Origin of the sequence: Mucilaginibacter sp. SG564 (genome assembly GCF_013149275.1) — a bacterium.
Taxonomy (GTDB): domain Bacteria; phylum Bacteroidota; class Bacteroidia; order Sphingobacteriales; family Sphingobacteriaceae; genus Mucilaginibacter.
This window is the reverse complement of sequence record NZ_JABGNA010000001.1, coordinates 166,896-193,716: the sequence shown is the minus strand read 5'-3', so window position 1 is coordinate 193,716 and position 26,821 is coordinate 166,896. Positions and strand designations below refer to the sequence as shown.

23 protein-coding genes are annotated in these 26,821 nt (G+C 42.1%); 6 read left to right on the top strand and 17 right to left on the bottom strand.

Annotated elements, in window-relative coordinates; genetic code table 11:
- Positions 1 to 85: 85 nt before the first annotated feature.
- Entirely contained in the window at positions 86 to 703 is a 618-nt protein-coding gene (locus tag FHW89_RS00725) for a TetR/AcrR family transcriptional regulator (RefSeq protein WP_172333099.1), read from the bottom strand.
- 176 nt (positions 704 to 879) lie between these two features.
- Between FHW89_RS00725 and FHW89_RS00720 the strand changes: the two genes are divergently transcribed.
- Positions 880 to 1,983 carry a mechanosensitive ion channel family protein gene (locus FHW89_RS00720; protein ID WP_172333098.1) on the top strand — a complete coding sequence of 368 codons (1,104 nt, stop codon included), beginning with the start codon at positions 880 to 882 and terminating at the stop codon, positions 1,981 to 1,983.
- A gap of 80 nt (positions 1,984 to 2,063) precedes the next feature.
- Here FHW89_RS00720 and FHW89_RS00715 read toward each other — a convergent pair whose 3' ends face one another.
- The 4 genes from FHW89_RS00715 to FHW89_RS00700 all read right to left on the bottom strand — a co-directional run bounded on the left by FHW89_RS00715 (position 2,064) and on the right by FHW89_RS00700 (position 8,702).
- Positions 2,064 to 5,483: an efflux RND transporter permease subunit gene (locus tag FHW89_RS00715; protein WP_172333097.1), complete on the bottom strand. Its 3,420-nt coding sequence runs from the start codon at positions 5,481 to 5,483 to the stop codon at positions 2,064 to 2,066.
- A 24-nt stretch (positions 5,484 to 5,507) separates the two neighbouring features.
- Complete coding sequence (locus FHW89_RS00710) at positions 5,508 to 6,614, bottom strand: efflux RND transporter periplasmic adaptor subunit (RefSeq protein WP_172333096.1); 1,107 nt, start codon at positions 6,612 to 6,614, stop codon at positions 5,508 to 5,510.
- A 35-nt stretch (positions 6,615 to 6,649) separates the two neighbouring features.
- The gene (locus FHW89_RS00705) at positions 6,650 to 7,999 is read right to left on the bottom strand and encodes a TolC family protein (protein ID WP_172333095.1); all 1,350 of its coding nucleotides are present in this window, start codon (positions 7,997 to 7,999) and stop codon (positions 6,650 to 6,652) included.
- Between the two features lie 91 nt (positions 8,000 to 8,090).
- Entirely contained in the window at positions 8,091 to 8,702 is a 612-nt protein-coding gene (locus FHW89_RS00700; protein WP_172333094.1) for a TetR/AcrR family transcriptional regulator, read from the bottom strand.
- Positions 8,703 to 8,959: 257 nt separating this feature from the next.
- On the opposite strand from FHW89_RS00700, the gene purB reads away from it, so the two are divergent.
- Both purB and FHW89_RS00690 read left to right on the top strand, forming a co-directional pair.
- Entirely contained in the window at positions 8,960 to 10,306 is a 1,347-nt protein-coding gene (gene purB / locus FHW89_RS00695) for an adenylosuccinate lyase (RefSeq protein ID WP_172333093.1), read from the top strand.
- Between the two features lie 193 nt (positions 10,307 to 10,499).
- Complete coding sequence (locus tag FHW89_RS00690; protein WP_172333092.1) at positions 10,500 to 11,051, top strand: NifU family protein; 552 nt, start codon at positions 10,500 to 10,502, stop codon at positions 11,049 to 11,051.
- 91 nt (positions 11,052 to 11,142) lie between these two features.
- On the opposite strand, the gene FHW89_RS00685 is transcribed toward FHW89_RS00690, so the two are convergent.
- The 6 genes from FHW89_RS00685 to FHW89_RS00660 all read right to left on the bottom strand — a co-directional run bounded on the left by FHW89_RS00685 (position 11,143) and on the right by FHW89_RS00660 (position 17,231).
- Positions 11,143 to 11,934, bottom strand: coding sequence for an inositol monophosphatase family protein (locus FHW89_RS00685; protein WP_172333091.1), 792 nt, complete (start codon positions 11,932 to 11,934; stop codon positions 11,143 to 11,145).
- On the bottom strand, positions 11,912 to 12,385 hold the full coding sequence (locus FHW89_RS00680) for a GtrA family protein (protein WP_172333090.1): 474 nt from the start codon (positions 12,383 to 12,385) through the stop codon (positions 11,912 to 11,914). The genes FHW89_RS00685 and FHW89_RS00680 overlap by 23 nt, the downstream gene beginning before the upstream one ends.
- The gene (locus tag FHW89_RS00675; protein ID WP_172333089.1) at positions 12,378 to 13,547 is read right to left on the bottom strand and encodes a prolipoprotein diacylglyceryl transferase; all 1,170 of its coding nucleotides are present in this window, start codon (positions 13,545 to 13,547) and stop codon (positions 12,378 to 12,380) included. The genes FHW89_RS00680 and FHW89_RS00675 overlap by 8 nt, the downstream gene beginning before the upstream one ends.
- Positions 13,548 to 13,576: 29 nt before the next feature.
- A complete protein-coding gene (mtaB, locus tag FHW89_RS00670; protein ID WP_172333088.1) occupies positions 13,577 to 14,896 on the bottom strand; it encodes a tRNA (N(6)-L-threonylcarbamoyladenosine(37)-C(2))-methylthiotransferase MtaB in 1,320 nt (439 codons plus the stop codon).
- Positions 14,897 to 15,212: 316 nt separating this feature from the next.
- The gene (locus FHW89_RS00665; protein ID WP_172333087.1) at positions 15,213 to 15,647 is read right to left on the bottom strand and encodes a carboxymuconolactone decarboxylase family protein; all 435 of its coding nucleotides are present in this window, start codon (positions 15,645 to 15,647) and stop codon (positions 15,213 to 15,215) included.
- An 87-nt stretch (positions 15,648 to 15,734) separates the two neighbouring features.
- A complete protein-coding gene (locus FHW89_RS00660; RefSeq protein ID WP_172333086.1) occupies positions 15,735 to 17,231 on the bottom strand; it encodes a PLP-dependent aminotransferase family protein in 1,497 nt (498 codons plus the stop codon).
- 46 nt (positions 17,232 to 17,277) lie between these two features.
- Here FHW89_RS00660 and FHW89_RS00655 point away from each other — a divergent pair, with 46 nt between their 5' ends.
- A complete protein-coding gene (locus tag FHW89_RS00655; RefSeq protein WP_172333085.1) occupies positions 17,278 to 17,919 on the top strand; it encodes an FMN-dependent NADH-azoreductase in 642 nt (213 codons plus the stop codon).
- Entirely contained in the window at positions 17,920 to 18,822 is a 903-nt protein-coding gene (locus FHW89_RS00650) for a DMT family transporter (protein WP_172333084.1), read from the top strand.
- A 12-nt stretch (positions 18,823 to 18,834) separates the two neighbouring features.
- On the opposite strand, the gene FHW89_RS00645 is transcribed toward FHW89_RS00650, so the two are convergent.
- From FHW89_RS00645 to ppk1, 3 genes are all read right to left on the bottom strand, one after another.
- Positions 18,835 to 19,401, bottom strand: a complete 567-nt coding sequence (locus FHW89_RS00645; protein ID WP_172333083.1) for a UbiX family flavin prenyltransferase — start codon at positions 19,399 to 19,401, stop codon at positions 18,835 to 18,837.
- 180 nt (positions 19,402 to 19,581) lie between these two features.
- Positions 19,582 to 20,457: an ethanolamine ammonia-lyase reactivating factor EutA gene (locus FHW89_RS00640; protein WP_172333082.1), complete on the bottom strand. Its 876-nt coding sequence runs from the start codon at positions 20,455 to 20,457 to the stop codon at positions 19,582 to 19,584.
- Positions 20,458 to 20,461: 4 nt separating this feature from the next.
- Entirely contained in the window at positions 20,462 to 22,507 is a 2,046-nt protein-coding gene (gene ppk1, locus FHW89_RS00635) for a polyphosphate kinase 1 (protein WP_172333081.1), read from the bottom strand.
- Positions 22,508 to 22,820: 313 nt separating this feature from the next.
- On the opposite strand from ppk1, the gene FHW89_RS00630 reads away from it, so the two are divergent.
- Positions 22,821 to 23,312 (top strand): YajQ family cyclic di-GMP-binding protein, encoded by a 492-nt coding sequence (locus tag FHW89_RS00630; RefSeq protein WP_172333080.1) that lies wholly within the window; start codon positions 22,821 to 22,823, stop codon positions 23,310 to 23,312.
- Between the two features lie 185 nt (positions 23,313 to 23,497).
- Here FHW89_RS00630 and bioB read toward each other — a convergent pair whose 3' ends face one another.
- The 3 genes from bioB to FHW89_RS00615 all read right to left on the bottom strand — a co-directional run bounded on the left by bioB (position 23,498) and on the right by FHW89_RS00615 (position 26,814).
- On the bottom strand, positions 23,498 to 24,502 hold the full coding sequence (bioB, locus tag FHW89_RS00625) for a biotin synthase BioB (protein ID WP_172333079.1): 1,005 nt from the start codon (positions 24,500 to 24,502) through the stop codon (positions 23,498 to 23,500).
- A 186-nt stretch (positions 24,503 to 24,688) separates the two neighbouring features.
- Positions 24,689 to 26,044 (bottom strand): magnesium transporter, encoded by a 1,356-nt coding sequence (gene mgtE / locus FHW89_RS00620; protein ID WP_172333078.1) that lies wholly within the window; start codon positions 26,042 to 26,044, stop codon positions 24,689 to 24,691.
- A 155-nt stretch (positions 26,045 to 26,199) separates the two neighbouring features.
- A complete protein-coding gene (locus tag FHW89_RS00615; RefSeq protein WP_172333077.1) occupies positions 26,200 to 26,814 on the bottom strand; it encodes a YigZ family protein in 615 nt (204 codons plus the stop codon).
- Positions 26,815 to 26,821 lie beyond the last annotated feature (7 nt).

Sequence of the window (26,821 nt, the reverse complement as noted above, 5' to 3'; positions counted from 1 at the left end):
TATCTATAATAAAATTTGTGATTGATCACTTGCTTGTATTTTGACTAATAACTGACAGTAAATCAGCTTCATTAGTTAAGGATGACTAATACATCAATCCTTTTATAAAAATATCTATCAGCAATAATCTTTTGGTATGAATTTCGTCCAGATGCTCTTTACGAGGGAAGTTTACTTTCTTTTGCGATACAGCGCTCACTTTAATACCATGCAAAGCATCTAATAACAGATCGATAATTTCTTCCGGGTTTTCAACGGGTTTGATGGCTCCCCGTTCTATTTCGGTTTTTATGGCTCTGCTTAATAAATTCAATTCGGCCAGGTGCACCTGCTCCACAATCTCCCAAATGGTATCCGGAAGGTTTTGTTCATTCAGCCTGAAAAAATCAAAGAAATTGTAGTTGCTTACAATAAAATCGTGGTTGGTATTGATCTGAAAAACAAAGGCGTCTTTTAAGTTAGCAAAAGTATCAATATGCTCTTCCAGGTTTTTGATATAATCATTGGCCAGTTTACGCATTACTGCAATGTACAACTGGCTTTTATCAGGAAAATAATAGTAAAGCAAAGCCTTTGACATAGACAGGTCTCCGGCAATTTCATTCATGGTAGTTTTTGAATAACCATAATGTAAAAACCGTTGATGAGAGGCTTCTAAAATTTTTTCCCGCTTTATATCCTGATGGTCATTGACTGCAGCCATTTGATCTATAAATTATATAAAACCCTAAGCCAGATCAACATTCCTGACTTTTTTAACAAAACTATCAAAAATTCTATAAATATAACTATCAACACACGCTGCCCCGACTATTGCGAAAACAATTTTACATTCCAACTATTTTTAAAGTAGATTTTATAAACATATATGCTATCAATATGGAAAATAAACTGCCACCTGGTTTGCTCGAGTTGTCACAACGCGTTCCCGCTGTAATATGGGACCTTGGGATTGCTGTAATAGCTATTTTAGTAGGGCTCATTATAAAATTTATAGTTACCCGTCTTTTCCGGCTATATGCCAAAAAAGAAACCTCCTATTCGTTTTTCAGATCTGTGATCATTAACCTGGGCAGCGCCATAACCTACTTCATCCCGCTATTTCTGCTTAATTTATTTATCCCCTTTATGCGAATGGATAAGGTTTATATAACCCCACTCGATAAAACTATTGAAATTTTGTTGACCATCTCCTTTGCCGGCATACTGGTTCGTTCGGTAAGGATACTGGAAGATTATATTTACCATACCTATGATCTGAACAAGGCTGATAATTTAAAAGAGCGAAAAATACGCACCCAGATACAGTTTATGCGTAAGCTTATCGTAGTGGTGATTGTTTTTGTAACCATAGCCATCATCCTGCTGAGTTTTGAGAGTATGCGCAAGATAGGTACAGGACTATTAACCGGTGTTGGTATAGGCGGTATTATTGTGGGTTTCGCAGCCCAAAATTCGCTGGGCAATTTGCTGGCGGGATTTCAGATCGCGTTTACACAGCCCATACGCATTGATGATGTGCTGGTGGTTGAGGGCGAATGGGGCCGGGTTGAAGAAATTACCCTTACCTACGTTGTTTTAAAAATATGGGATGAGCGCAGATTGATCCTGCCTATCAATTACTTTATACAAAAGCCCTTTCAAAATTGGACACGCACCTCGGCCGATATACTGGGCACCGTGTTTTTATATATGGATCATACCGTGCCGGTAAACGCCATAAGAGAGGAATTTGAACGCCTTATTTTAAAAACACCCTTGTGGGACAAGCGGGTAAAAGTAGTACAGGTAACCGACGTAAAGGAGCGCGTTATCGAGATCAGGGTATTGATGAGCTCAAGAACATCGTCAGACGCGTTTGATCTTCGTTGTTACATCCGCGAAAATCTCATCACCTTTCTTCAACAGAATTACCCGGGCAGCTTACCCAAAACCAGAAATGACCTGGGCGACCTTGAAAAATATGTTCAGCTAAAAAATTAAAATTAAATCGACTATTTTAAACAAAAAAGAGGCTATCTCATTATTGATGAGACAGCCTCTTTTTTTGCTTTTATATTTAATTAAACCGTTTCAGTTTCCAAAAGCTCTTTATGAGGCTCAACGGATTTTTTACCAAAGAAATATTTTTTCAGGTTGTAACGGATAATGTACATACACGGAACCAATATCAGGGTAATGACGGTTGCGAACCCAAGTCCGAATATCATTGTCCAGGCTAATGGCCCCCAGAAAGCTACGTTATCACCACCAAAATGTATGTGTGGTTCAAAGTGAGTAAACAGGCCCACAAAGTCGATATTGAAGCCTACAGCCAGTGGTATCAAGCCCAATATAGCTGCTGTAGCGGTTAATAATACCGGGGTCATACGGGTATGTCCGGCTTCTACAACTGCATCATGCAAATTGGCGCCCTGGTCAATGAGCATATCGGTAAACTCAACCAGTAATATACCGTTACGTACCACCACACCCGCAAGGGCAATAATACCGATACCGGTCATTACGATAGACATAGTCATACCAAAGATACTTACGCCCAGGAATACACCTATGATACTCAGAAAAATCTCACTGATGATGATGAAGGTTTTACCAATAGAGTTAAACTGGATCATCAGGATGATCAATATCAACCCAAATGATGTAGCTAATGCTCCTAACAGGAAGTTCATAGCCTCCGCCTGATCTTCCTGCCCACCACCCTGCCTGATGCTTATATTATCAGCTTTTTTAAAGTTATTAATAGCCTGTAAAATATTGGCATTAACCTCATTGGCATTGTATGGTTTAATTACATTGGAACCCAAAGTAAGTACCCTACGCTGTTGCTTGCGCTTGATATTACTATAGGTAGTAGTATAGCGTATGTCTGAAAACGCTGAGATTGGTACCTGACGGATAGCACCACCGGTAGCCAGATCCCGATAGGTTATTTTTAAGTTACGCAGTTCGTCAAGATTACCTCGCTGACTTTCCAGCGCCCTTACCTTTATCTGATAATCATCCTCTTTCGTGTTTCTGAAGTCAGCGGCTTTCCAACCTAATACCGCGGTAACCAGGTTCTGCGTTATTTGGCCAGATGTTATGCCCTCACGGTTTGCGCGTTCACGGTCAATGTCAAATACAACTTCCGGTTTATCACTTTGCACGTCAGCAACAAGGTTTTCTATACCGGCAATATTTTGTTTATTCAAATAGGCTTTTAAACGGTTACCGGTTGACACCAGCGTATCCAGGTTATCGCCAATGATTTCAATACTAATATCCTTTTGTACCGGTGGACCGCTGGCTTCCTGAGCTACAGCAATTTTAACACCAGGCAAACCTTGTACCGCTTCGCGTATTTTGGCTAAAGCTACTTTAGTATCTTGCCCATTTCTTTTTCCAAACTCCACAAAGGCAACAGTTACCTTACCTTTATTCTCATAATCGCCCTGATCCTCATCTGAAGGATCTGTTACGCCTTTGGTAACATTGGAGATAATGGATGATACCATGCCCTTGTAAGGTTCAACTACTTTGGCTACGCGTTCTTCAATTTTCCTGGTTACCTCATTGGTTGTAGCCTGGTCGGTACCAATTGGCATAGTGATATATACGTAGGCAAAGTTAGGGTCGCCCGAAGGGAAAAACTCCGGCGTTTTACCGATAGTTGCCAATAGAACAATGGATAAGACAAACAAGCCAACTGTTCCCATGAGCATGGTAACAGGTCTTTTAACTGCCTTTTCAAGCCATCTGGCGTACCAGTCTTTAAATTTTGGCCAGGCATTCTTCTGAAACCGGTCTATCACTCTTAACAACACGAAATGGTTCAACAGATACAGCGCCATTATAAATACCACCAAATTGCCAATACCTATATTCATCAGATAGCCCAATACCGCGGCTATAGCCAGATATATAAGCGCTCGTCTGGTTGGTTTATCAAATTTGGGGTTATCGTGTTCACCATCATGGTGCGGTTTCATAAAATCAACCGCGAAAACGGGGTTAATAATATAAGCCACAACTAAAGATGCCAGCAAGGTGATGATCAGTGTAATAGGCAAAAAGAACATAAAGTGCCCGATAATACTATTCCAAAACGCTAAGGGTACAAACGGTGCCAGGGTGGTCATTGTTCCTGAAAACACAGGCAAAAACACCTCGCCTGCAGCCATTTTCGCGGCCTCTTTAATAGGCACCTTACCGTTAGCGAAAATACGGTGCGTATTTTCGATCACCACAATGGCATCATCGACCACAATACCCAAGGCCAGCAGGAAGGAGAACAACACGATCATGTTCAACGTAAAACCGATCGCCGGCATCACCAAAAACGCGATAAAACACGATAGCGGAACCGAAAGTGCCACAAATATGGCATTGGTGGTACCCATAAAGAACATAAGGATCACCGTAACCAATATAAAACCGATCACAATGGTATTGATCAGATCATTGAGCGTGGTACGGGTTTTATCAGACTGATCGCCGGTTACCACAATATCCAAGCCTTTAGGGAATACCGTTTTTTGTTTCAGCTTGATCAATTCATTAATTTTATCCGAAGCCTGAATCAGGTTCTCACCTGCCCTTTTACTTACATTGAGCGTAATTACATTTTTAAATTTGGGGTTATCGTTGGTTTTTAAACGGGCATAACTTTCCTGCTCTAAAAACGAATCCTTAACTTCGGCAATATCTTTTAAATAAACCGCCTGCCCTTTCGGATTACGGATCACCATAGCAGCAACTTGATCGGCGTTTTTAAAATCCTGCTTAATATCTATACTCCGGCGTACGCCATCAGTTTTAATAGTACCTGCCGACTGTAATATATTTTCGTTACCAACGGCCTGGGTAATATCACTAAAACTTATTTGTGCCGCCGCCATCTTATTCAAATCAACATTAATCTGAATTTCGGGCGTTAAAGCTCCCACTTCATCAACTTTGGATATTTCCTTGTAGCTTTCAATCTCATCTTTTAAAAGATCGGCATACTCTTTTAGCTTTTTCAGATCATAATCGCCGGAGATGTTGATATATAAAATAGGCTGATCGGCCACGTTAATGTCTGATATGACCGGTTCTTTATAATTATCATCATTTTGGGGCAAATCCTGCTTAGCTTTGTCTACAGCATCCTTAACATCTATCTTGGCATCCTTGGTTTTTACATCAGTATTAAATTCGGCCGTAATAACAGATACGTTTTGTACCGAATTCGAAGTAACCTTTTTTAATCCTTTCAAAGATTTTAACTTCTTTTCTATCTGCCGGGTCACCAGATTTTCCACGTTTTGTGGCGACTGGCCTACAAACGTTGTAGTTACATAGATCTTAGGTATCGCTATATCCGGAAAGTTTTCCTTGGGTAAGTTGTTGTAGCTTATCAGTCCCAGTACCGTAATCATAAATATGAGCACGTATATGGCCGTTTTATTGTCAATGGCCCAACTTGAGGGCCCAAATTCTTTTTTCAGATCTTTCATAATCAACAGATCAAACGTTTATAATTAGTTAGCAGACTGTAGTACCTTGATTTTATCACCATCCTCAATTTCGGTAGCGCCTTCGGTAACCAACTGATCCCCGTCTTTCAATCCCGATAATATTTCGGTATTCCCACCATAAGTTGTACCAGATTTAACGTTCACTTTTTTGGCAATTCCGTTTTGGTTAACATACACATAATCACCGTTTTCTGATTTCAGGATAGCTTTAACCGGAACCACAATAGTATTAGCCTTAGAGTAATTGGCTATCTGGATAATGGCGGTCATGTTTGGGCGAAGGCTTTTACGCACCGGCAATTTGATTTCCACACCAAAACTGCGTGATGTAGGATCAATTACCTTAGCGGCAAATGTTACTTTAGTAACCAGGGAATCATTAGCATCAGGTACTGATATTTTTACCTGGTTGCCGGTATTTACACTGCCTGCATATGATTCTGGTACATCGGCTTTTACTTTTAAAAGATCAGCATTAACTACCCGGATACCTGTTTGGCCTGGTGATGCTGCTTGCCCTAACTTAAGATCCATCTGATCAACTGTTCCGTTAATGGGAGATACAATGCGGTATTGGCTGGCTTGCTGTTTCAATCCAGCTAAATCTTTTTTAGCGGTTTGCAGTGTTGTTTGCGCCTGTAAAAACTGCACCTCGGTACCTATTTTTTGATCCCAAAGATTTTTTTGACGATTGAATAAGGTTTGGTTCAAATCAACCTGGGCGGCACTTTTTGCAATATTTTGTCGCAACACGTTATCATCTAATTGGGCCAGTGTTTGTCCCTTGCTTACATGCTGCCCAACTTTTACATATATAGCCGTAATAACAGCCGAAGCCTGCGGGTAAGCTGTTACGTTATCCTGAGCGTCAATTTTACCTTGTATTTGTACATAATTGGTAAACGGGGCCGGCTTTATAACAATTGTACTTACATCGGTAGATTTGGTTGAATCTGTTGAACCAACCTCGGCCTGCAGCTTAACAATCTTTGCATTCAGTTCGGCCTGTTGTTTTTTCAGATCGGCCAGTTCTGCGGCTTTATTTTTGGGTTGTTTACTGGAGCAAGCCGCTAAAAAAATGAATGCCGGGATATATAATATTCTTTTCATGTCCTTTTTTATATAGTAGTAGGTTTAGTAATTGTTTATTTAATGCGGCCATATGCCTTATCCAGGTCAACTTTGCTTATTAAGGCATCGTAGAGTCCCTGTATATATTTATCATTTGCATCATCAAGAGATGTTTGGGCCTGTGTTACCTCGATGCTTGAACCAACCCCTTGCTGATATTTTATTTTAGAAACACGTAATACCTCTTCGGCCAATTCCCGGTTCCTTTTTTGGTTATTGAGGCTTTGCAGTCCATTAACATAGGCAACATTGGCTTTATTAGCTTCCAGTTTTAGTCCGTTTTTTGAATTCTCTAAATCATTCTGTGATTTTAAAACCGCGATTTTTGATTGCCTTACCTGGTTTAAGCGCTGCCATCCATTAAATATGGGAACATTGAGTGTAAGCCCGATGTAGCTGGATGGAAAATTCATTTTATACAAGTTACCAAAATTATTATTCTGGTAAGATGACGTATAAGATGCATTGGCCTTTAGTGTTGGTAAATACTGTGATTGCTGGCGCTTCAGATCAAGCTTCTTCAGGGCTATATTTGTTTCTGATAAGCTATACTCAATGCGGTTATGGTAAAATGAGGTATCGGCTGCCAGATCGGCGGTATCGTCCAGTTTAATATCCTCCAACTTATCCTTTAAAGAAAGCGCGCTTTCTATAGGCATTCCCATTTGAAATTTTAAAACCTGGTAATTTAAGGCGAGTGAGCGAATAGTATTTTCGCGGGTGGTTACTAAGTTATTATACTGAACCGCTATACGGTCTACGTCTATCTTTTCAACGGTACCCTGTTTGTTTTGCGCTACCGTTTCATCATATTGCTGCTTTAATTGTTTAAGATTGGCATCTGTTAATCTTAACTGTTCATTGCTCACCAGCACCTGATAGTAGGCCTTGGTCACCGATACGCTAATTTGGATCTTATTACGGGTCAGAGTCTTCAATGAAAGTTCTTTATAAGTTTTAGATGCTTTTAAACCCACCAGATAACTACCATCAAAAAGTATCTGATCAGCAGTTGCACCAATACTTGACTGGTATTTAACCCCAAACTTTACCGGAATAAAAGTACCAGCAGGCTGACCAAATACTTCGCCGGGCAGCAGGGTTGTCGGGATTTTCAAATAATCCTGAAAATTAGCCGTTCCGCTTATCTGGGGTAAACCTATACCTCTTGTTTCTTTAACCTTATATTCCGCGCTTTTAACATCAAGCCCGGCGTTTACAACAGAATCCTGATGCTCATAGGCATAATTTATACAGTCCTGTATACTAAAGTTGAAGGATTGGTTATTAGGTGGCGCCTCTTGCGCATAACTTTTAAAAGCTATGGCGCAAAACACTGTTGCCGTAAAAAGTAAATATTTCATTTTTATATAGTATGGTTGGGGTTATTATTCTGTTTTATTCTTATTTGTTTAAAGATTATACCGTTTACCGGTAACCTGCCGGGTGATAATTTTATTCTTCGTGTATGTTTTTATATTGGTTTAGCAACTTGTATCCTTTAAGGGTGCACACGCCGTAATTAAAATGCTCTTCGAACTGTACCTGTACCTTCCAGGTATTAAACTCTCCAATTGGAAAAATTTCGGTATTGAAACCCAGCTCTATCTGGCTCACCCGCATCCTTGCCATTATTTTTACGTCGATATCCTGACGGATGTAACCTTGCTTCATTCCTTTTGTTAAAAGCTCCTCCAGGGTACTGATCAATACTTCGGCTTTAAACTTTTGAAATTCGGCCCAGGCTTCAGGATGATATTTTTGCATATCATGCACCGCGGTAGGGTTCATCTCCGCAAATATTTCTTCGGAGCATTTCATCATATTGATCATCGCTTCTATTACATCGTTTGATTTACCGATGATATCGTTGATTTGCTCTTCATCTTCTTTCAACTGAGCTTTAAGTACCGCGGTAACCAATTCGTTTTTGTCTTTAAAGAACTGGTATATGGTTTTTTTTGACATGCCTATATGCCTGGCTATATCATCCATCGTAATACTCTTGATCCCTGCCCTTAAAAACAGTTCCAGGCTTCCGCGTAATATTCTTTCTGTTTGACTCATTGACTTTCCGGGTCAAAACTAAGGAAACATTTTTTGATTTCAAAGTTTCCGTTAGAAAATACAATTACCTGACAAAGTACTTTAACATACTGATATCATGCTATTTAATTTGAATACCTTATTACTTTTAGTTTATAACAATTGATAATCCTAAAACAGGACATCGGATCATAAATATTTTAGAGCCTCCATTTACCCCTCGACATATGGAGCATCTGCGCGTCTATTTTCTTACCTTTGCCAAAATTTTAAAGAACATGACGTTTTCTCCGCTTTCAGCAATTTCGCCTATTGATGGCCGCTACCGTAATACGACCGCTGAACTTGCCAATTATTTTTCGGAATACGCCCTGATTAAATACCGCGTATTTGTTGAGATAGAGTATTTTATTGCCTTAACGGAAATCAATCTACCTCAATTACAACATTTTGATGCCGGTGTGGTTGAAAAGTTACGCGATATCTATAAAAACTTCAGCGAGGCCGATGCCGAAAGCATCAAAGAGATTGAGAAAACTACCAATCACGATGTAAAAGCGGTTGAGTATTTTATAAAAAAAGAATTTGATAAATTAGGCGGACTTGAACCTTATAAGGAGTTCATCCATTTTGGCCTTACCTCCCAGGATATTAACAATACAGCCATACCTTACACCTTTAAACTGGCGGTAAATAACACCTACTACCCCGCTATTCAAGAACTGGTTAATACGCTGAAAAACTACGCGCGCGAATGGGAGCAGGTACCTATGCTGGCCCACACGCACGGACAACCGGCTTCGCCAACACGCCTGGGTAAAGAAATCCAGGTTTTTGTGGAACGTTTGGAGGCTCAGCTCGAATTATTGACTACCGTTCCTTATTCGGCCAAGTTTGGTGGCGCTACGGGCAATTTTAATGCCCACCATATAGCCTATCCATCAAACGACTGGAAAGCTTTTGGTAACCACTTTGTTAACGATATATTAGGCCTTAACCGCTCGCAATTCACTACGCAGATAGAGCATTATGACAATTTCGCGGCACATTGCGACGCCCTGAAAAGGATCAATAACATTATCATGGATCTGGACCGCGATATGTGGACCTACATATCCATGAACTATTTTAAACAAAAGATAAAAGCAGGCGAAGTGGGCTCATCGGCCATGCCACATAAGGTTAATCCCATCGACTTTGAAAACTCGGAAGGTAACCTGGGCATTGCCAATGCTTTATTTGAACACTTGGCCGCTAAATTGCCGGTTTCCAGGTTACAACGCGACCTTACCGATTCAACCGTTCTTCGGAATATCGGCGTTCCTTTGGCGCATACACTGATCGCTATCAAATCAACCATAAAAGGTTTAGGTAAACTACTGTTGAACCAGGATGCCATTAATGCCGATCTGGAAGCTAACTGGCCGGTTGTGGCAGAAGCCATACAAACCATTTTAAGACGCGAGGGCTATCCTAATCCATACGAAGCTTTAAAAGACCTTACCAGAACCAATCAACAAATTAACGGGCAAACAATAGCAGCCTTTGTTGATACGTTAAATGTAAATGACGCTATTAAACAGGAATTAAAACAGATAACACCGTCAAATTATACGGGAATCTGATGTGCAGATGTGCGGATTTCAGATGTGCAGATTATAAGACATTTAAAACCTTAATCATTTGCATATCTGCACATTTTCACGTCTGCATATTTTCACGTCTATCATTTATGTGTCATAACTAATTAATAGCTAACTTTAAATCAAAAAGCTACTTAAATTTGTTAATTAAGATTTATTAAAAATAGCAGAAGAAATGAATATCAACGTATATACAGAGTTAACGCCAAACCCGGCAACCATGAAGTTCATTGTGAACAAGTTGCTTATTAATGGCAGTGCCGATTACGCCACAAAAGAAAGTGCAGAAAAGTCGCCTTTTGCTAAAGAGTTATATAAATTCTCTTTTGTTAATGGTGTTTTCTTCGCCAGTAATTTTGTTACCATTACTAAAACCGAAGGCAGCGAATGGGATGATGTAGAGCCTATTATGAAAGAGTTTGTAAAAGGCGCGGTTGAATCTGAACTCAAAATACAATTAGAGGAAGAAACTGAAGCAGCAAACTTTGAAGGTTCTGAAACCGAAGTAAAAATACAACAGATATTACATGACTACGTTCGCCCGGCTGTTGAACAAGATGGCGGCGCTATTTCATACCGTTCATTTAACGAAGGCGTGGTTACCGTTGAACTGCGTGGTTCATGCAGTGGTTGCCCTTCATCAACTGTTACCCTGAAAGCCGGTATCGAAAACCTGTTGAAACGTATGGTTCCTGAAGTTACCGAAGTGGTATCAGAAGCGCTATAAATATTTAATTACACAGATTATTTAAGATTTCACAGATCTCATATTGTTAATCCAATTGAGATCGTGAAATCTTTTTTATTTCAGTGAAATCCTAAACGAAATATTTCTGGATATACTGCACCAATTCCCCTGTTATTTTTCCGTTAGTTGCCACCACTTCTCTTGCTTCCAGTACATCGCTGCCACCGCTAAAGGTTACTACTTCGCCCCCGGCCTGCCTTACGATAACTATACCGGCAGCCACATCCCAGGAGTTTAAGTTGTATTCGTAAAAAGCATCAAACCTGCCACAGGCCGTGTAAACCAGGTCGACAGCGGCAGAGCCTAAACGTCTTAGGCCATGGCAATTCTTCATCAAATCGGCAAACAGGGCTATATAAGCGTCTTGTTTTCCAAAATCATAATATGGGAACCCGGTTGCTAATAAGCTGTTAGCTACGGTTTGATTATTACTCACCCTGATCTCGGTACCGTTAAAATAGGCAGGGCCATCTTTCCAGGCATAAAAGCATTCGTCAAGGTTCACTTCGTATACTACACCAGCCACCAGTTCATCATATTCTTTAAGTGCTATACTTACCGAAAATGAAGGTATGCCATGTATAAAATTGGTGGTACCATCCAAAGGGTCGATGATCCAGTTATATCTTTCGCCAACGGTGGTTGTAGTTTTTTCTTCGGTAATAAAGCCCGCCTCGGGTAATATCTTTTTCAGACCTTCAACAATCAGTTTTTCGGCAGTTTTATCTACGTAGGATACCAGGTCGTTCAAGCCTTTGTATTCAATTTTATCAGCGTTAAAGGTTTTACGCTCCTGTCTTATAAAATCCCCGGCTTGTTTTGAAACCTCAATTACTTGTTCAGTTATGTTTTTGAGTTGCATGTTTGCGTAATGATAAGCTGAATGAAAATGCTTTATGTACAAAAAAGCTCGCGAAGAACAAGCTTAACGCGGCTCCTATCCGGGCCACCGGCGGATATATGCCAAAGTCCTGTATCAGTATTTTGATGACCGCTAAATTGGCGAAAAAGCCAAGACAAGCCACGGATGCAAAGCGAATAAACTGCTTATAAGCTGATAGCTTCGACTCCGTAAAAACCATATACCTGGTTATCAGGAAATTCACAATCACACCCATAAAAAACGACAGTGCCAGGGATAGAGTAGAATTACGAACCGTGAATGAAAATATCTGGTAAGTATGCCTCACCAATAAGTTATGGTAAAATAAGTAAAAGGCAGAGACATCAACTAAAAAACCTGCCCCTGCAGAAATAACAAATCTGAATACCTGGTTGTCCAGTAATTTGTTGGCTCGCTTAGTATTAGCCATGCTTTAAAACAGCTGATTTTTTATCCTTATTTAACCCATTCACAATCAAAATGGCTCCGCCAACAACCATCAGCAACGAAATAAATTCGGCCTGGGTAAAGCTGATACCGGCAACATGGTATTTTGTATTTACCCGTATCAATTCAATAAAAAAGCGTTCAACACCGGCTAATATCATATAGATGCCAAACATAACGCCTGCACGCTTTATACGGTCGCGGATGCTCCACAAAAGCCAAAATAGCAGCAAGCAAACAATCACTTCATAAAACGATGTAGGATAAACAGGGTAAGCCAATTCATGGCAAAATTTGCCCACACAACCCGGAATAGCCACACCTTCATCATTCACATTATGCGGAAATTTAAAGGCCCACATCCAATCAGGGGCCCAGCTCAGCCAGCCCGGTTTTGGGGCGGTATTGGTTATCCCCCAATCTCCATCACCAGACATTTGGCAGCCTACCCTGCCTAAGGCGTAAGCCAGCATCATACCCGGTCCGCCGATATCCAGCATATCCAGCGGCTTAATATTATGTTTATTGGCGATATAAAGCACGGCGCCACCGCCGCATATTAAACCACCATAAAAGGTAAGTCCGCTGAAGCCAACCAACATACCTACAGGGTCTTTCATGAATTCGCCCCAGTTTTCCAGCGCGTTAAATAGCTTAGCTCCGGCAAAACCAAAAATCGCAGCCCATAGCAAAATATTACCCATGAGCTCATGTGGATGCACGGTTACCTCTTTGGTTACTGGCTTGGGTTGTTTTTGTTTCTCGGCCTCATGATAAGCCCAATAAGCAAATGCCGCGGCCCCAATAATTCCGCCTATCCAACTGCCGCGTAAGGATAATAAAAAATCCTGCGGGCTGTCTAAAAGCATGCGGTAATTCAATATGCAATCAACCAGTTTATAGCCTAAAACAAAGCCAAAGACACCATTTCCTACTAATTCATTAACCGAGGCTGGTTTGCCTACAGTAACCGTTTTTTTAAACGAATGAATGATGCCTAATTTCTCCTTCCGCTTAAATTCCTGTGCAAAGGCCCAATAGGCACCCATAAAAGCAATGGCTACAAAAAACCCGAAGGTTTGAACAGGCAAAGGGATATTTATACCGAAAAGATACTGAAGAAGCGATGTAATGGTTGGAAACATAGGTTATAGTTTGAAGCGAATATAGTATTTTAATGCACTAATATTTCTTCGCTTTCTGTTATATCGACATCACCATCAGGTGAAATATTTGTTAAGTGTACCTTTTTCAATTCGTTGATCAGCACGGGGTCATACTTGGTGCGTACTTTTACATAGTTACGGGTGAAACCATGCATATAGCCCTCTTTGATATCCCCTTCAAATAAAACTTCTTCTGTTTTACCTATCTGGCTTTCATAAAATGCCCGGCGTTTTTTGTCAGACAGGATATGCAGCATTTTACTGCGCTCGCCACGGGCCGAACCCGGTACAGCGCCGGTCATCTGGCTGGCCAGGGTATTTTCCCGCTCCGAGTAGGTAAACACATGCAGATATGAAACGTTTAGCTCATTCAGAAAATTATAGGTCTCCACAAAATCTTCACGGGTTTCACCGGGGAAACCAACAATCACATCTACCCCGATACAGCAATCCGGCATCAGTTCTTTGATCTTGGCTACCCTGTTTATATACAGATCGCGTTTATAGCGACGGCGCATCAGTCCCAGTATTTTATCTGAACCTGACTGAAGCGGGATATGAAAATGCGGCACAAAACGTTTGGAAGTAGCCACAAAGGCAATAATTTCGTCGGTTAGCAGGTTGGGTTCTATAGATGAGATCCGGAAACGATCTATCCCTTCTACTTCGTCCAGGGCTTGTACCAGGTCGAAGAATTTATCTTCACGTTTGCCATTCCTGATGCCAAAATCGCCCAGGTTTACACCGGTCAGTACAATTTCTTTTACGCCCGATGCGGCTATCTGGCGGGCCTGCTCCAGCACATTTTCGATAGTATCACTGCGGCTGCTGCCACGGGCCAATGGTATAGTACAAAAGGTACAGGAGTAATCGCAACCATCCTGAACTTTTAAAAATGTACGGGTACGATCGCCAAAAGAATAAGCGGGTACAAACTCGTTAGCCTCACTTACGGGCTGGTTATATACTACCGCCTTAGGCTTTTTGGTGAGATCGGTGATGTGATCAATGATCTGGAATTTTTCGGCAGCGCCCAGTACCATGTCCACACCCGGTATTTCGGCTATTTCCTGGGGTTTTAGCTGAGCGTAGCAACCAACAATGGTTACATAAGCGTTTGGCGATATTTTAAGCGCTTCCTTAACAATCTTCTTGCACTTTTTATCCGCGTTTTCGGTAACCGAACAGGTGTTGATCACAAAAACATCGGGGGTATTCGTAAACTCCACCGTATCGTAGCCGGCCTGGTTAAACAGGCGACCTATAGACGAGGTTTCCGAATAGTTGAGCTTACAGCCCAGCGTATAAAAGGCAACTTTCTTATTCATCCTAAAAGGCGCAAAGATAGTTAATTATTGATTTAGTGAGTTAATGAATTATTGAGTTATGACAATGCATTAATTATTGAATTAGTGATTTATGGAGTAATGGTGCCCCCCTTCATACATTACCATCAACTTACCGATACTCCGCAGAAGTAAAATCTTTAACCCCGATGGTGTTTATAAAGTCTTTATTGTAATTAAATTATCCCCGGAAGAAGGCATAGCACTATATCTGTTTTTATCTGCCTTCAAGACAGCAGCGGATAAAGAAAAAAAAGCCCTCCAATAAGAGGGCTTTCATCGTCATTATATGGCAGAATTATGCCGGTATTAAGTTAGTGGTGATGCCGATCCTGTTCCAGGTGTTAATGGTGATAATAGCCAGGATCACCTGTGCCAGGTAGGTTTCATCCAATAATTTGGCTGCCTGCTCGTAAGTTTCATCCTTTACATGGTTGCTGATCAGGGTAACTTCTTCGGTGAGGGCCAATATCGCGCGTTCTTCTTCTGAGAAAAATGGGGTATCGCGCCAGGCGTTAAGGCCATATATACGCTGTTCTGTTTCGCCGGCTTTACGGGCATCCAAAGTGTGCATATTGATACAAAAAGCACATCCGTTTATTTGTGACGATCTGATCTTGATCAGGTCTTTATGCGTTCTTGTTAACGATGTGCTTTCAATGAACTTTTCGAGGCCAAGAATTGCCCTGTATCCTGCCGGCTCTATTTTGTCAATTTTAATTCGTGTTTGCATGTCTTTATGATTTATTTACCACAAAGTTACTCCGATGATACGGGTGTTAAATATGCCAGTTAGCAGATAAAGGGTGGCCCAGCAAACTCAGCGAATTATCGTTTTCAGGATGCCGAGGGCTTCTATCATTTCATTTTCTTTTAGCGAGGCAAAGCCCATCCGCAGGGCATTGGCCGCAAAAGATTCGTTCTTATAAAAACTACCATTGCCAATGTAAAGCCCTTTTTTGGAGGCTTCTTGTGACATTTTGGTCATGTCAATCTTTTCATCAAAAACTGTCCACACGCCAAGCCCTCCTTCCGGGATCTTGAATTGTATTACGTTTTTAAAATCGGATTGGAGTATATCGCAAAACAAGTTCCTGCGCTGCTTATAAATTTTTAATGATTTGCGGAAATGCCTCTCCATTTCTCCATCATCAAACAGTACCGCGAATGCTTCTTCCAATAGGGTATCGCCTTGTTTGTCTATCAGTTGCCGTAATGATGTCCCATCTTCCACAAAAGCTACCGGCCCCGTCATAAATCCGATACGTAAAGCCGGGGCAAACGTTTTGGAGATAGAGCCGATATAAATCACATTATGATTATGGTCGATACCAGCCAGCGGCAGATAAGGTTTATTATCGTAATGGAAATCAAAATCATAATCATCCTCAATAATGGCGAAATGGTATTCCCGGGCCAAGTTCAATAGTTTTAACCTGCGTTCCATGCTCATGGTTACCGTTGTAGGGAAATGATGGTGCGGAATAATATATACCGCCTTTATTTTTTTGTGCTGTAAAACCACTTCCAGCTCATCTACATCCATTCCATTATCATCAACCGATATCCGTAACAGGTTGGCGCCTGCGTATTTAAAGGTCTCATCGGCGGAGCTATAGTTTGAAATACCTACCGCAATGTTATCGCCGTTATTGAGCAGCAATTGCGCGGCTAAATAGATGCCCATCTGGCTGCCCTTGGTAATGAGTATATTTTCGGCAGCGACAATCAGACCCCGGCTATGGGAAAGGTAATTGCAAATAGAATGGCGAAGGTGTTCCGACCCCATGGCACTACCGTACTTCAAAAAATTGCGGCCGTGAAACCGTCGGGAAAGGCTCCGGTATTCTCTCATCAATACATCTACAGGAGCCAAACGTACATCAGGGAAACCGTCGTCAATGGCCAACATGGTTTGTTGTTGTAAATTTTCATTGGGTGCAGTCTTCCCCAGCTTTTTCCATGAGAAAGATTCTTTGGAAGTATTGTTTTTTTCCTCCTCGGGTAATACTGTTTTGGAACGACGTATAGGAAGCTTGGAAAGTACAAACACGCCCTTGCGCTCCATAGATTCGGCCCAACCCTGGCTGATCAGTTCTTCATAAGCCAGTTTTACCGTATTTCTGTTGATGCCGATCAGATCTGCCAATATCCTCGAACTCGGTAATAAATCAGCGGGCTGCAGCGTGCCATTAGTGATCAACGCTATAAAACTATTACACACCTGGATATGTAACGCTACGGAGGCATTTCGCTCAACCAGGATCAATGATTTGTAAGGCAACATCTGGGCTGTAGTTTTTATAAAAATTGGCATACAAATATAACCCAACAGCCCAATACTTTTGTATAAAATTATCGAAATGAAAAAAGTATTAGTCATCAATTCAAGTGCCCGGGCGCTCAGATCGCAAAGCAGAAAACTGACAGAAGTATTTATCGATCATTGGACAAGCATCCATGGTGATGCCATGATTACCACCCGGGAATTGGGGAACATCGATGTACCCCACATGAACGAAAACTGGATAGCCGCGGCTTTTAAGCCTGAAGCGGCGAGGTTGGCCGAGGAAATGGAAACATTAAAAACAAGCGATACCTACATTGCCGAGTTAAAGGAAACTGATGTGATTGTATTAGGCTCGCCCATGTACAACTGGTCAATCCCCAGCGTGCTTAAGGCCTATATCGACCAGATTATAAGGGTGAATGAGACTTTTACCTTTAACCGGGCCGATGTACAGAACCCTTATACCGGACTACTTGAAAATAAAACGCTGTTTCTTTTGCTTTCAAGAGGCGAACCTGGATACGGCAAGGGAGATTATAACGAGTACATGGATTTCCAGAGCACCTATTTAAAAACAGTATTTAATATCATAGGCATCAGCAATATCCACATAATCACTATTAACGGGTTATCCTACGGGCCGGAGAAAGCTAAAACATCCATTGATACATCGCACCAGGATATCAGAGACTTGATAGAGAGGGAACTGGTGTAAATGAAAAACAATGTATTCAAAGGGAGCATTCTCATTGCGCTGGGCGCTGCAAGTTACGGAATGCTGGCAACCTTTGTAAAAATGGCCTACCGTGAAGGATTCAGCACCGCCGAGGTAACACTTTCGCAGTACATGCTTGGCGTCGCAGGGTTATTTATTTTAACCTTACTGCGTAAACGGGAGCCTGCACCGGCAACAAAATCGACAGGCATAAAGGGTGTATTTAAGCTGATCATAGCGGGGACATCATTGGGGCTGACCAGCGCTTTTTACTATTTCTCCGTACAATACGTACCGGTAAGTGTTGCTATTGTGTTGCTGATGCAAACCGTGTGGATGGGTGTTATTGTAGAAACAATCCTGCATAAAAAATCGCCCGGCTTAAGTAAAATAATATCCATCGTTATTATCCTGACCGGCACTGTATTGGCTACCCATTTGCATAGCCAATCTGTGCGTATCAACTGGACCGGATTTGGCTGGGGACTAATGGCAGCGCTTTGCTATACGGCAACCATGTACTCTTCGAAAAATATAGAGCTTCATGCTCCTCCGTTAAAACGAAGTCTTTACATGATATTGGGTGGATTGATCGTGATCATACTCATTTTCCATTCATCACTCAACCACGAATTCTCCTGCGGGATATTCCTGCGGTGGGGTCTTCTCCTTTCTTTATTCGGGACCATCCTTCCTCCGCTGCTATTCACAAGAGGAATGCCGCTAACGGGCATGGGACTGGGAGCCATTATTTCATCTATAGAAATACCGGTTTCTGTATTGATGGCAAATTTGTTGCTAAAAGAGCCCGTGAGCTTTTTACAATGGGCAGGCGTTATCCTGATCCTGCTCGCAGTTGTGCTGATGAATATCGGAACGAATAAAAAGCATCAGCTGCCTTAGTAATCACAGTTATTATTGTCCTTCATTCCAGCGGTAACTTTCGTTATCCAGGCCGATGAGGTCAATGACGCGGTTTATTACCGTCATGGCCAGCTCTTCGATGGTTTTGGGTTTGCTGTAATATGAAGGAATGGCCGGGCAAATTATGCCACCCGCTTCGGTCACCGTTTCCATATTGCGGATTTGGATAAGGTTTAAAGGGGTATCGCGGGCTACCAGAATGAGTTTGCGGCGCTCCTTAAGTATCACATCGGCGGCGCGGGTGATCAGATCATCAGAGATCCCAGCAGCTATACGGCCCAGCGTGCCCATAGAGCAGGGAACCACAACCATGGTATCAAACCTTGCCGATCCGGAGGCAAAGGGGGCCATAAAGTCATTCTTGGTGTAAAAGTGATAGTCGTACTGGCTAAAATCCTCGTTATCGAGCTCAAAACGCCAAACATCCTTGGCATTATCAGACATCACAACGGCTACTTCTTGTATCTGGTCTTTTAGCTGGCTTAGCTTTTCTAACAAAAGGCGGGCGTAAATTGCGCCGCTGGCACCCGTAATGGCAACTACGATCTTCTTCTTCATAATTAATCCTTCATCAACAACGCAAACTTACCAAAGTTACGGGCATAAAAAAGGGTCGAATAACAAGTACCCGACCCTACATCTACCTATGAAAAACATGCCCTTGAGAGGGCACTACAAATATAATAAGAGTTTTTAAATTACTAAACAAATTTGTAAAAATAATTTTACGTTAAGTTTTTATAAATTCTTCTCGATAAGTAATTGAATAATACCATCAACCATACCTACTCTGGGCACATAAATACTCTTAATACCGGCATTTTTCATCACGGTAAGATATATTTCGCAGGCGGGTATAATTACATCGGCGCGGTCCTGATTAAGGCCCAGCACGTTGATGCGGTCTTTAAGGGAGAAGGACGTAAGATAAGTATATAGCTGGCGAAGCTTATTAAAGCTCAGTGGTGCTTCGTTCTCTTCTTCGGAGAGTTTATATAGCTTGTTGATGTTACCACCGGTGCCAATACCTGACAATTGTTTAAAACCACGGGTATGCTCACGTATAAAATCTTTCATCTCGTTCCAGGTTTCTTCGGTATCCTGGTTATCGAGTATCCGGATGGTACCGATGTTGAACGATTTGGATGCCATGAGCTGTCCTGTAGAAAACAAGGAAAGCTCGGTACTACCACCGCCTACATCGATATAAAGGTAGTTTTTACTTTTATCGATGTTTTGATCAACATGACTTGCGTAAATCACTTTGGCTTCTTTCGAGCCATGGATGATTTCCAGATCGATATTTGCTTCCTGTTTGATGAGTTTAGCCACCTCCTCTCCATTCTCGGCCTCACGCATAGCCGATGTGGCGTAGGCCAGGTAATCGGTCACCTTATACACATCCATCAGGTTGCGGAAGGCCTGCATCGCCTTTAAAAGATCATTGGTTTTACGTTCAGAAATATGGTGCTGTATAAACGCGTCATCGCCCAGGCGCAAAGGCACCCTGATCAGCGTATTCTTTTTAAAAGAAACCGAACCATTGTTTTCAATAATATCAGCAATCAGCAGCCTTACTGCGTTTGAACCTATGTCTATAGCGGCGTATCTCAATTTGTTATTTATTTTTAGCTTTCAGATAATTATATATTTCAATCTGCGCACGATGCGACTCGGCGGAGTGAGTTTTGTGGTACTTGTTGTTATTATGGCTGTTTATTTCTCGGGCCTTAGTATTATCATGTAACTGGATATCAATAATATCCCTGATCTCTTTGCGCAATTGTTCATCATACACCGGGAAACCTACCTCAATACGGTTATCAATGTTACGGCTCATAAAATCGGCCGATGTCAGGTACAGCAACTCGCTGCCTCCATTGCAATAAATATGCACCCGGGCATGCTCCAGGTATTTATCAACAATACTGATCACCTCGATATTGTCACTATACCCTTTTACGCCAGGTATCAGGCAACACATCCCCCTAACGATCATCCTGATCTTAACACCGGCATTGCTGGCCTGGTACAGTTTATTGATCAAATCCTCATCGGCGAGGCTGTTCATTTTTAGTATCATGTATGCCTTTTTACCAGCCTTGGCATTCTTGATCTCGTTATCGATCAGCTTATAAATAGCCGGCCGGGAATCAATGGGCGATACGATCAGATTTTTAAGCCCTTTTGGCAACGCGTTTTTATATAAAGCCTTGAACACTACTACCAGATCGCCTGTGATTTTTGGATTGGCCGTAAAAAGTGTGTGATCGGCATAGATACGTGCTGTTTTCTCGTTGAAATTACCGGTTGACAGACAAGCGTAATAAGCCAGTTTTCGTTTTTCGATACGGGTAATCAAACATATTTTGGAGTGCACTTTGTAGCCAGCCACGCCGTACAATACATTAACGCCCTCTTCTTCGAGCCTGTTGCTCCAGAAAATGTTGTTCTGCTCATCAAACCGCGCCCGAAGCTCTACAAGGCAGTTCACCTTTTTGCCATTTTTGGCCGCGTTGATAAGGGCGTGTATCACCTGCGAGTTTTCGGCCAAACGGTATACCGCGATGCTAATTTCCCGTACTTTGGGGTCAATAGCCGCTTCGCGTAAAAAATGGACGATATAATCATATGACTGGTAAGGTGTGCTCACCAGGTAATCGCGCTTGGCGATCAAACCAATCAAACTTTTACCAAATGAGATATCACCAACAGGTAAAGGTGGATACTTAGGATATTCCAGCTCGGGCCGGCCTACGTTAGGGAACGAGATAAAATTTTTAAAGTTATGATACCTGTTGCCGGGTATTAAACTTTCGCCGTGCAGCCCCATCCTGTTCACCAGATATTTTAACATATCCAACGGCATTTCGCTATCATACAGCAAACGCATGGGCTTACCCTTTTTGCGTTTTTGCAGGCTTTTAGCCAGCGAATCGATGAATTTTTCACTTACTTCCTTATCCAGGTCGAGCTCGGCATCACGGGTGAGCTGTAAGGAATAAGCCTCGATAGTATCGTGGTTAAAAATGAAGAATATGTCTTCCAAACTGTACCTGATGATATCATCCAGCAGGATAATAAACTTCAGATTGTTGGTTTCGGGCAGGGTTACAAACCTTGATAGGTTATCCGGGAACTCGATAAGGGCAAACCTGGTTTTATTGTTCTTGGTTAGTTTTACAAAAAAGTAAATGGCCCTGTCGCGCAGCTCGGGTAGCGGCATGGTATCATCCAGCATAATGGGCACCAACGTTGCCAATAGCTTTTCCCTGAAATAGGTTTTGACGAAGGCGCCGCGGGTTACGTTAAGCTGTTTATCGTTCAGCAAAAAGATCTTTTCTTCGGCGAGCTCCTTTACAATGATGTTTTCATAAAGGTTATTGAACTTGCGCTCCTGCTTTACAACCAGGTTTTTGATCTGGTTGAGGATCTTTTTGGGATTATACCCCAGTATTTCCTTCGATTTTTCATTCAGGTTGGCCAGGCGGCTCATGGTAGCTACCCGTACACGATAAAATTCGTCAAGATTGGATGAAAATATGGCTAAAAACCTTACCCGTTCAATTAGCGGAACAGTTGGGTCGGCAGCTTCCTGCAAAACCCTATCGTTAAAATATAACCAACTTATCTCTCTGTTTATTAAGGGAACCTGTTTATCCATATAAATTGCCCCCTGGGGCTCACTTTTACAAAACTGCTTATTTATTTGTTAACTTAATATTAACTCATTAGTATTTAACGAGTTTTTATTCACACATAGTTCATGGGGTACTGTTCATAGGTGGTAATTCATGGTTCATAGATGATGGAGCATAGTTTATTGCTGTATATTAACCATAAAGATTGGCAAATTCAATACACTATTGATTCTTAACAATGAACCATGATCTATCATCCATAAACCAACAACTATACACTATAAACTATAAATTACTTAGTTTTGTGCACACTTATAAAACTAAAAACATTTACTTATGCCCACATTTGATATAGTAAGCAAGATAGACGGACAAACGCTTGATAACGCGATCAATACCGCAAAAAAAGAAATTTTGAACCGTTACGATTTTAACGACTCGAAAAGCACCATCGACCTGGATAAAAAAACCAACGAGATCACCATTGTTACCGAAAATGATATGCGTTTAAAAGCTATCCAGGATTCCATCATCAGCCGTATGGTGAAACAACATCTAGACTCCAATGCCCTTGATTTTGGTAAAGAACAATATGCATCGGGTAACATGATCCGAAAGGAAATTAAAGTGAAAGAAGGCATCGATAAAGAAACAGCCAAAAAGATTGTTAAAAAGATCAAAGACAGCGGCCTTAAAGTACAAGCATCTATTATGGACGACCAGGTGCGTGTGCAAGGTAAAAAAATTGACGATCTGCAGGCGGTGATCAGCCTTTGCCGTGGTGATAATTTCGGTCAGCCATTGCAGTATATTAATATGAGGGACTAATACCCGCTCCTATTCCAATATTACTTGAACGTCATTGCGAGCGCAGCGTGGCAATCCCCGACATACGGAGCGGCTCTGCTAATTAGGGATTGCCACGCTGCGCTCGCAATGACGCTTTATTTATAAAAAGAGAAAGAGCCGCAAATTGCGGCTCTTTCTCTTTTATGGTATTTGAATAACAGGACTTACCCTGCTACTTCAACCTCTTCTTTAACCGCATTAGGACGGCCGTTTTTGAATGCCTTACGTGGCGACAAGCCCAGCAATTCAAACATAGCCATATCGGTATCAAATGATGGGTTTGGTGTGGTCAATAATTTCTCACCGGCAAAAATAGAGTTGGCACCAGCCATAAAGCAGAAAGCCTGTTCAACTACGCTCATTTCTGTACGGCCTGCTGACAGGCGTACTACCGTTTTTGGCATAATGATACGGGTGGTAGCTATCATACGTACCATATCCCAAACAGATACCCTTGGCTGATCGGCCAGTGGCGTACCTTGTACAGGCACCAATGCGTTGATTGGCACTGACTCCGGATGCTTAGGCAGGTTTGACAATGTTTTCAACATCGATATACGATCTTCCACCGTTTCGCCCAGGCCGATAATGCCACCGCTGCACACAGTAATTTTTGCTTTACGCACATGCTCCAATGTTTGCAGGCGCTCATCATAGGTACGGGTGGTGATGATACGCTTATAATCTTCCTCAGAAGTATCCAGGTTGTGGTTGTAGGCATACAGGCCCGCATCGGCCAAACGTTGCGCCTGGCTTTCGGTAAGCATACCCAGGGTACAACAAACTTCCATATCCAGGGCATTCACGGCTTTTACCATATCTATCACCTTGTCAAAGTCGCGGTTATCGCGTACCTCGCGCCAGGCAGCACCCATGCATAAGCGTGAAGCACCACCGGCTTTGGCTTTTTCGGCCGCGGCAATCACTTCATCCTTAGGCATAATGGCATGCACATTAACACCGGTATTGTAACGCGCTGCTTGCGGACAATATGCGCAATCTTCAGAACAGCCACCGGTTTTTATCGAGATCAGCGAGCTGATCTGCACTTCGGCGTAGTCCTTATTTTCACGGTGTATGGTTGCGGCCTTGTAAACAAGGTCAAGCAGTGGGGTATGGTATATTTCAGCGATTTCTTCTTTAGTCCAGTTGTATCTTACCTCGGTCATTTCTGTTATGATTTTGATGGGTCAAATTTAAAATAATTAGTGATTTAGTGAATTAGTGATTTAGCGATTTATTTGTCTTGGATCGGAATTTACAGAATTAAAGAATTAACAGAACTTTAATAATTTAATAACTCACTAACAATCAGACCATTCTCCCAATCACTAAATCAATAATTCAATAATTACCTAGTGGTGTAACAAAAGCTTTGTGGCCAGCCAAAGCGGTAATAAAAAGCCTATGCAATCTGTAAACGTGGTAATGATTATAGACGACGCTACCGCCGGATCGATCCCTACCCGCTTTAATATCAGCGGAATAGACGCGCCTGTTAAACCGGCTATGATGAGGTTACCTGTCATGGCTAAAAACAGTACCAGGCCCAGCATCGGGTTGGCATCATAGAAAAAAGCCACCGTAAAAACAATCAAACCATTTGCCGCGCCATTGATCATCCCTACCAAAAACTCTTTCAGCACGGTGTTATAGGCCTGTTTATCGCTCAGATCGTTCAAGGAAATACGCCTTACCGTTACCGCCAGGGCTTGTGTTGCGGCGTTACCGCCCATACCCGCGATAATGGTCATATAGGCCGAAATAATAGAAAGCTTGGCCACCGTCGAATCGAAATTACGGATGATGGATGCCGCCAGGAACGCCGTACCCAGGTTGATAACCAGCCAGGGTAAACGACTTTTTACCGCGTCTTTCCAGTTGCCGCTCAGCTCTTCGTCCTCAGATACACCCGATATTTTCAGGATGTCCTCGGTATTTTCTTCCTCCATCACGTCGATGATGTCATCCACCGTAATGCGGCCCAGCAGTTTCATGTGTTCATCAACTACCGGGATATTGGTGAGGTTGTATTGCGATATTAAACGGGCCACTTCCTCCTGGTCAACATCGGCCTTTACATACACAAAGGTGGTTTGCACCAAATCGCTTATCCGCGCGTCGGCTTTAGCTTTAATGAGTTTTTTGATGGAGAGTATACCTTTCAGCGTAGCCGCGTCATCAACCACATAAATAGTATATAGTTCCTCCATCTCTTCCGATTGATGGATGATCTCGTCGAGCGCGTCCTTCTTATCCAGGTTGATATTTACCCGGATAACCTCGGAGTTCATCAAACCACCTGCCGTATCCTCGTCATAACTGAGCAGGGCGCGGATACTGCTGGCATCCTCCTGGTCAATATCTTTCAGGATCTCATGCTGCTGCTCCTCATCCAGTTGCGAGATAATGTCGGTAGCATCGTCATAATCCAGCTCTTCCACAATCTCGGTACGCTTATCCGGGTCGAGGTTCACCAGCAGTTCTTCCGGGTGATGCTCCTCGTCCATTTCCGAAATTACTTCAGATGCGATGTCGGTTGGCAGAATATTGATGATGCGTTCTTTGGCTTCCTGCGGAAGTTTTTCAAACAGAATAGCAATCTCAGAGGCATGGTATCCCTGCAGAACTTTCTCTAACTCAACATCATCGCTTTCCAGAGCAGCTTTAATGCGGAGCAGGTCGGTTTTATCGATTTCAAAAGATTGCATATTCGACTAAAATAGTCATTTATGCCGGGAATTATAGAACCAAGAGTAAGGAAAAGAAAGTCTGTTTTTTAAACCAGAGACAAGAATCAAGAGCCAAGAGTCAAGACAGAAAAAAAACACCTTTATCTTGATTCCTGGCTCTTGACTCTTGCATCTTACAAACTGTGATCATATTTCGCCACGGCGCCACTTACCTTGCTGATCTTAAACAGGGTTTGCTCCACCTGGGTTTTGCGGATGGAAACCTGTATGCGGCAATCATTGTCAAATTGCTGATGGAGAATGGCCAGGTTATCGTCTTTAATAACACGCATTACGTCGTTCATCTGCAGGTAATCAAAGCTGATGGTATATATATCGTTAACGGTTTTATGGATGATGGTCGCCTGGTTCAGAGCTTCTTCTGTTGCTACTTTGTAAGCATTGATCAAACCGGGAACACCCAGTAAGGTACCGCCAAAATAACGTACTACCACAACTATTAAGTTGGTCAAATCGTGCGACAGTAGTGTATTGAGTATCGGCCGACCGGCGGTACCGGAGGGCTCGCCATCATCATTAACCCTGAACACTCCCCTATCAATACTCAAGCGCATGGCCCAGCAATGGTGATTGGCTTTGGGATGTTCAGCCTTCAAATTGGTGATAATTCCCTTAATATCATTCTCTGAGTTGATTGGATAGGCATAAGCCAGGAATTTGCTGCCCCGGTCGCGGAATATACCTTCAGTTGGCTGTTCTATAGTTTTATAAGTATCGTCAAAAAGCATGTTTTTC

Excerpts from the sequence above, each read along its gene's own strand:
- bioB (WP_172333079.1), bottom strand. The coding sequence starts at position 24,502 with ATGACCGAGGTAAGATACAACTGGACTAAAGAAGAAATCGCTGAAATA.
- mtaB (WP_172333088.1), bottom strand. The coding sequence starts at position 14,896 with ATGAATAAGAAAGTTGCCTTTTATACGCTGGGCTGTAAGCTCAACTAT.
- FHW89_RS00675 (WP_172333089.1), bottom strand. The coding sequence starts at position 13,547 with ATGTTTCCAACCATTACATCGCTTCTTCAGTATCTTTTCGGTATAAAT.
- FHW89_RS00650 (WP_172333084.1), top strand. The coding sequence starts at position 17,920 with ATGAAAAACAATGTATTCAAAGGGAGCATTCTCATTGCGCTGGGCGCT.
- FHW89_RS00700 (WP_172333094.1), bottom strand. The coding sequence starts at position 8,702 with ATGAGTCAAACAGAAAGAATATTACGCGGAAGCCTGGAACTGTTTTTA.
- FHW89_RS00660 (WP_172333086.1), bottom strand. The coding sequence starts at position 17,231 with ATGCCAATTTTTATAAAAACTACAGCCCAGATGTTGCCTTACAAATCA.
- mgtE (WP_172333078.1), bottom strand. The coding sequence starts at position 26,044 with ATGCAATCTTTTGAAATCGATAAAACCGACCTGCTCCGCATTAAAGCT.
- FHW89_RS00645 (WP_172333083.1), bottom strand. The coding sequence starts at position 19,401 with ATGAAGAAGAAGATCGTAGTTGCCATTACGGGTGCCAGCGGCGCAATT.
- FHW89_RS00655 (WP_172333085.1), top strand. The coding sequence starts at position 17,278 with ATGAAAAAAGTATTAGTCATCAATTCAAGTGCCCGGGCGCTCAGATCG.
- FHW89_RS00630 (WP_172333080.1), top strand. The coding sequence starts at position 22,821 with ATGCCCACATTTGATATAGTAAGCAAGATAGACGGACAAACGCTTGAT.
- FHW89_RS00690 (WP_172333092.1), top strand. The coding sequence starts at position 10,500 with ATGAATATCAACGTATATACAGAGTTAACGCCAAACCCGGCAACCATG.
- FHW89_RS00705 (WP_172333095.1), bottom strand. The coding sequence starts at position 7,999 with ATGAAATATTTACTTTTTACGGCAACAGTGTTTTGCGCCATAGCTTTT.
- FHW89_RS00725 (WP_172333099.1), bottom strand. The coding sequence starts at position 703 with ATGGCTGCAGTCAATGACCATCAGGATATAAAGCGGGAAAAAATTTTA.
- FHW89_RS00715 (WP_172333097.1), bottom strand. The coding sequence starts at position 5,483 with ATGAAAGATCTGAAAAAAGAATTTGGGCCCTCAAGTTGGGCCATTGAC.
- FHW89_RS00710 (WP_172333096.1), bottom strand. The coding sequence starts at position 6,614 with ATGAAAAGAATATTATATATCCCGGCATTCATTTTTTTAGCGGCTTGC.
- FHW89_RS00615 (WP_172333077.1), bottom strand. The coding sequence starts at position 26,814 with ATGCTTTTTGACGATACTTATAAAACTATAGAACAGCCAACTGAAGGT.
- ppk1 (WP_172333081.1), bottom strand. The coding sequence starts at position 22,507 with ATGGATAAACAGGTTCCCTTAATAAACAGAGAGATAAGTTGGTTATAT.
- FHW89_RS00720 (WP_172333098.1), top strand. The coding sequence starts at position 880 with ATGGAAAATAAACTGCCACCTGGTTTGCTCGAGTTGTCACAACGCGTT.
- FHW89_RS00680 (WP_172333090.1), bottom strand. The coding sequence starts at position 12,385 with ATGGCTAATACTAAGCGAGCCAACAAATTACTGGACAACCAGGTATTC.
- purB (WP_172333093.1), top strand. The coding sequence starts at position 8,960 with ATGACGTTTTCTCCGCTTTCAGCAATTTCGCCTATTGATGGCCGCTAC.
- FHW89_RS00665 (WP_172333087.1), bottom strand. The coding sequence starts at position 15,647 with ATGCAAACACGAATTAAAATTGACAAAATAGAGCCGGCAGGATACAGG.
- FHW89_RS00685 (WP_172333091.1), bottom strand. The coding sequence starts at position 11,934 with ATGCAACTCAAAAACATAACTGAACAAGTAATTGAGGTTTCAAAACAA.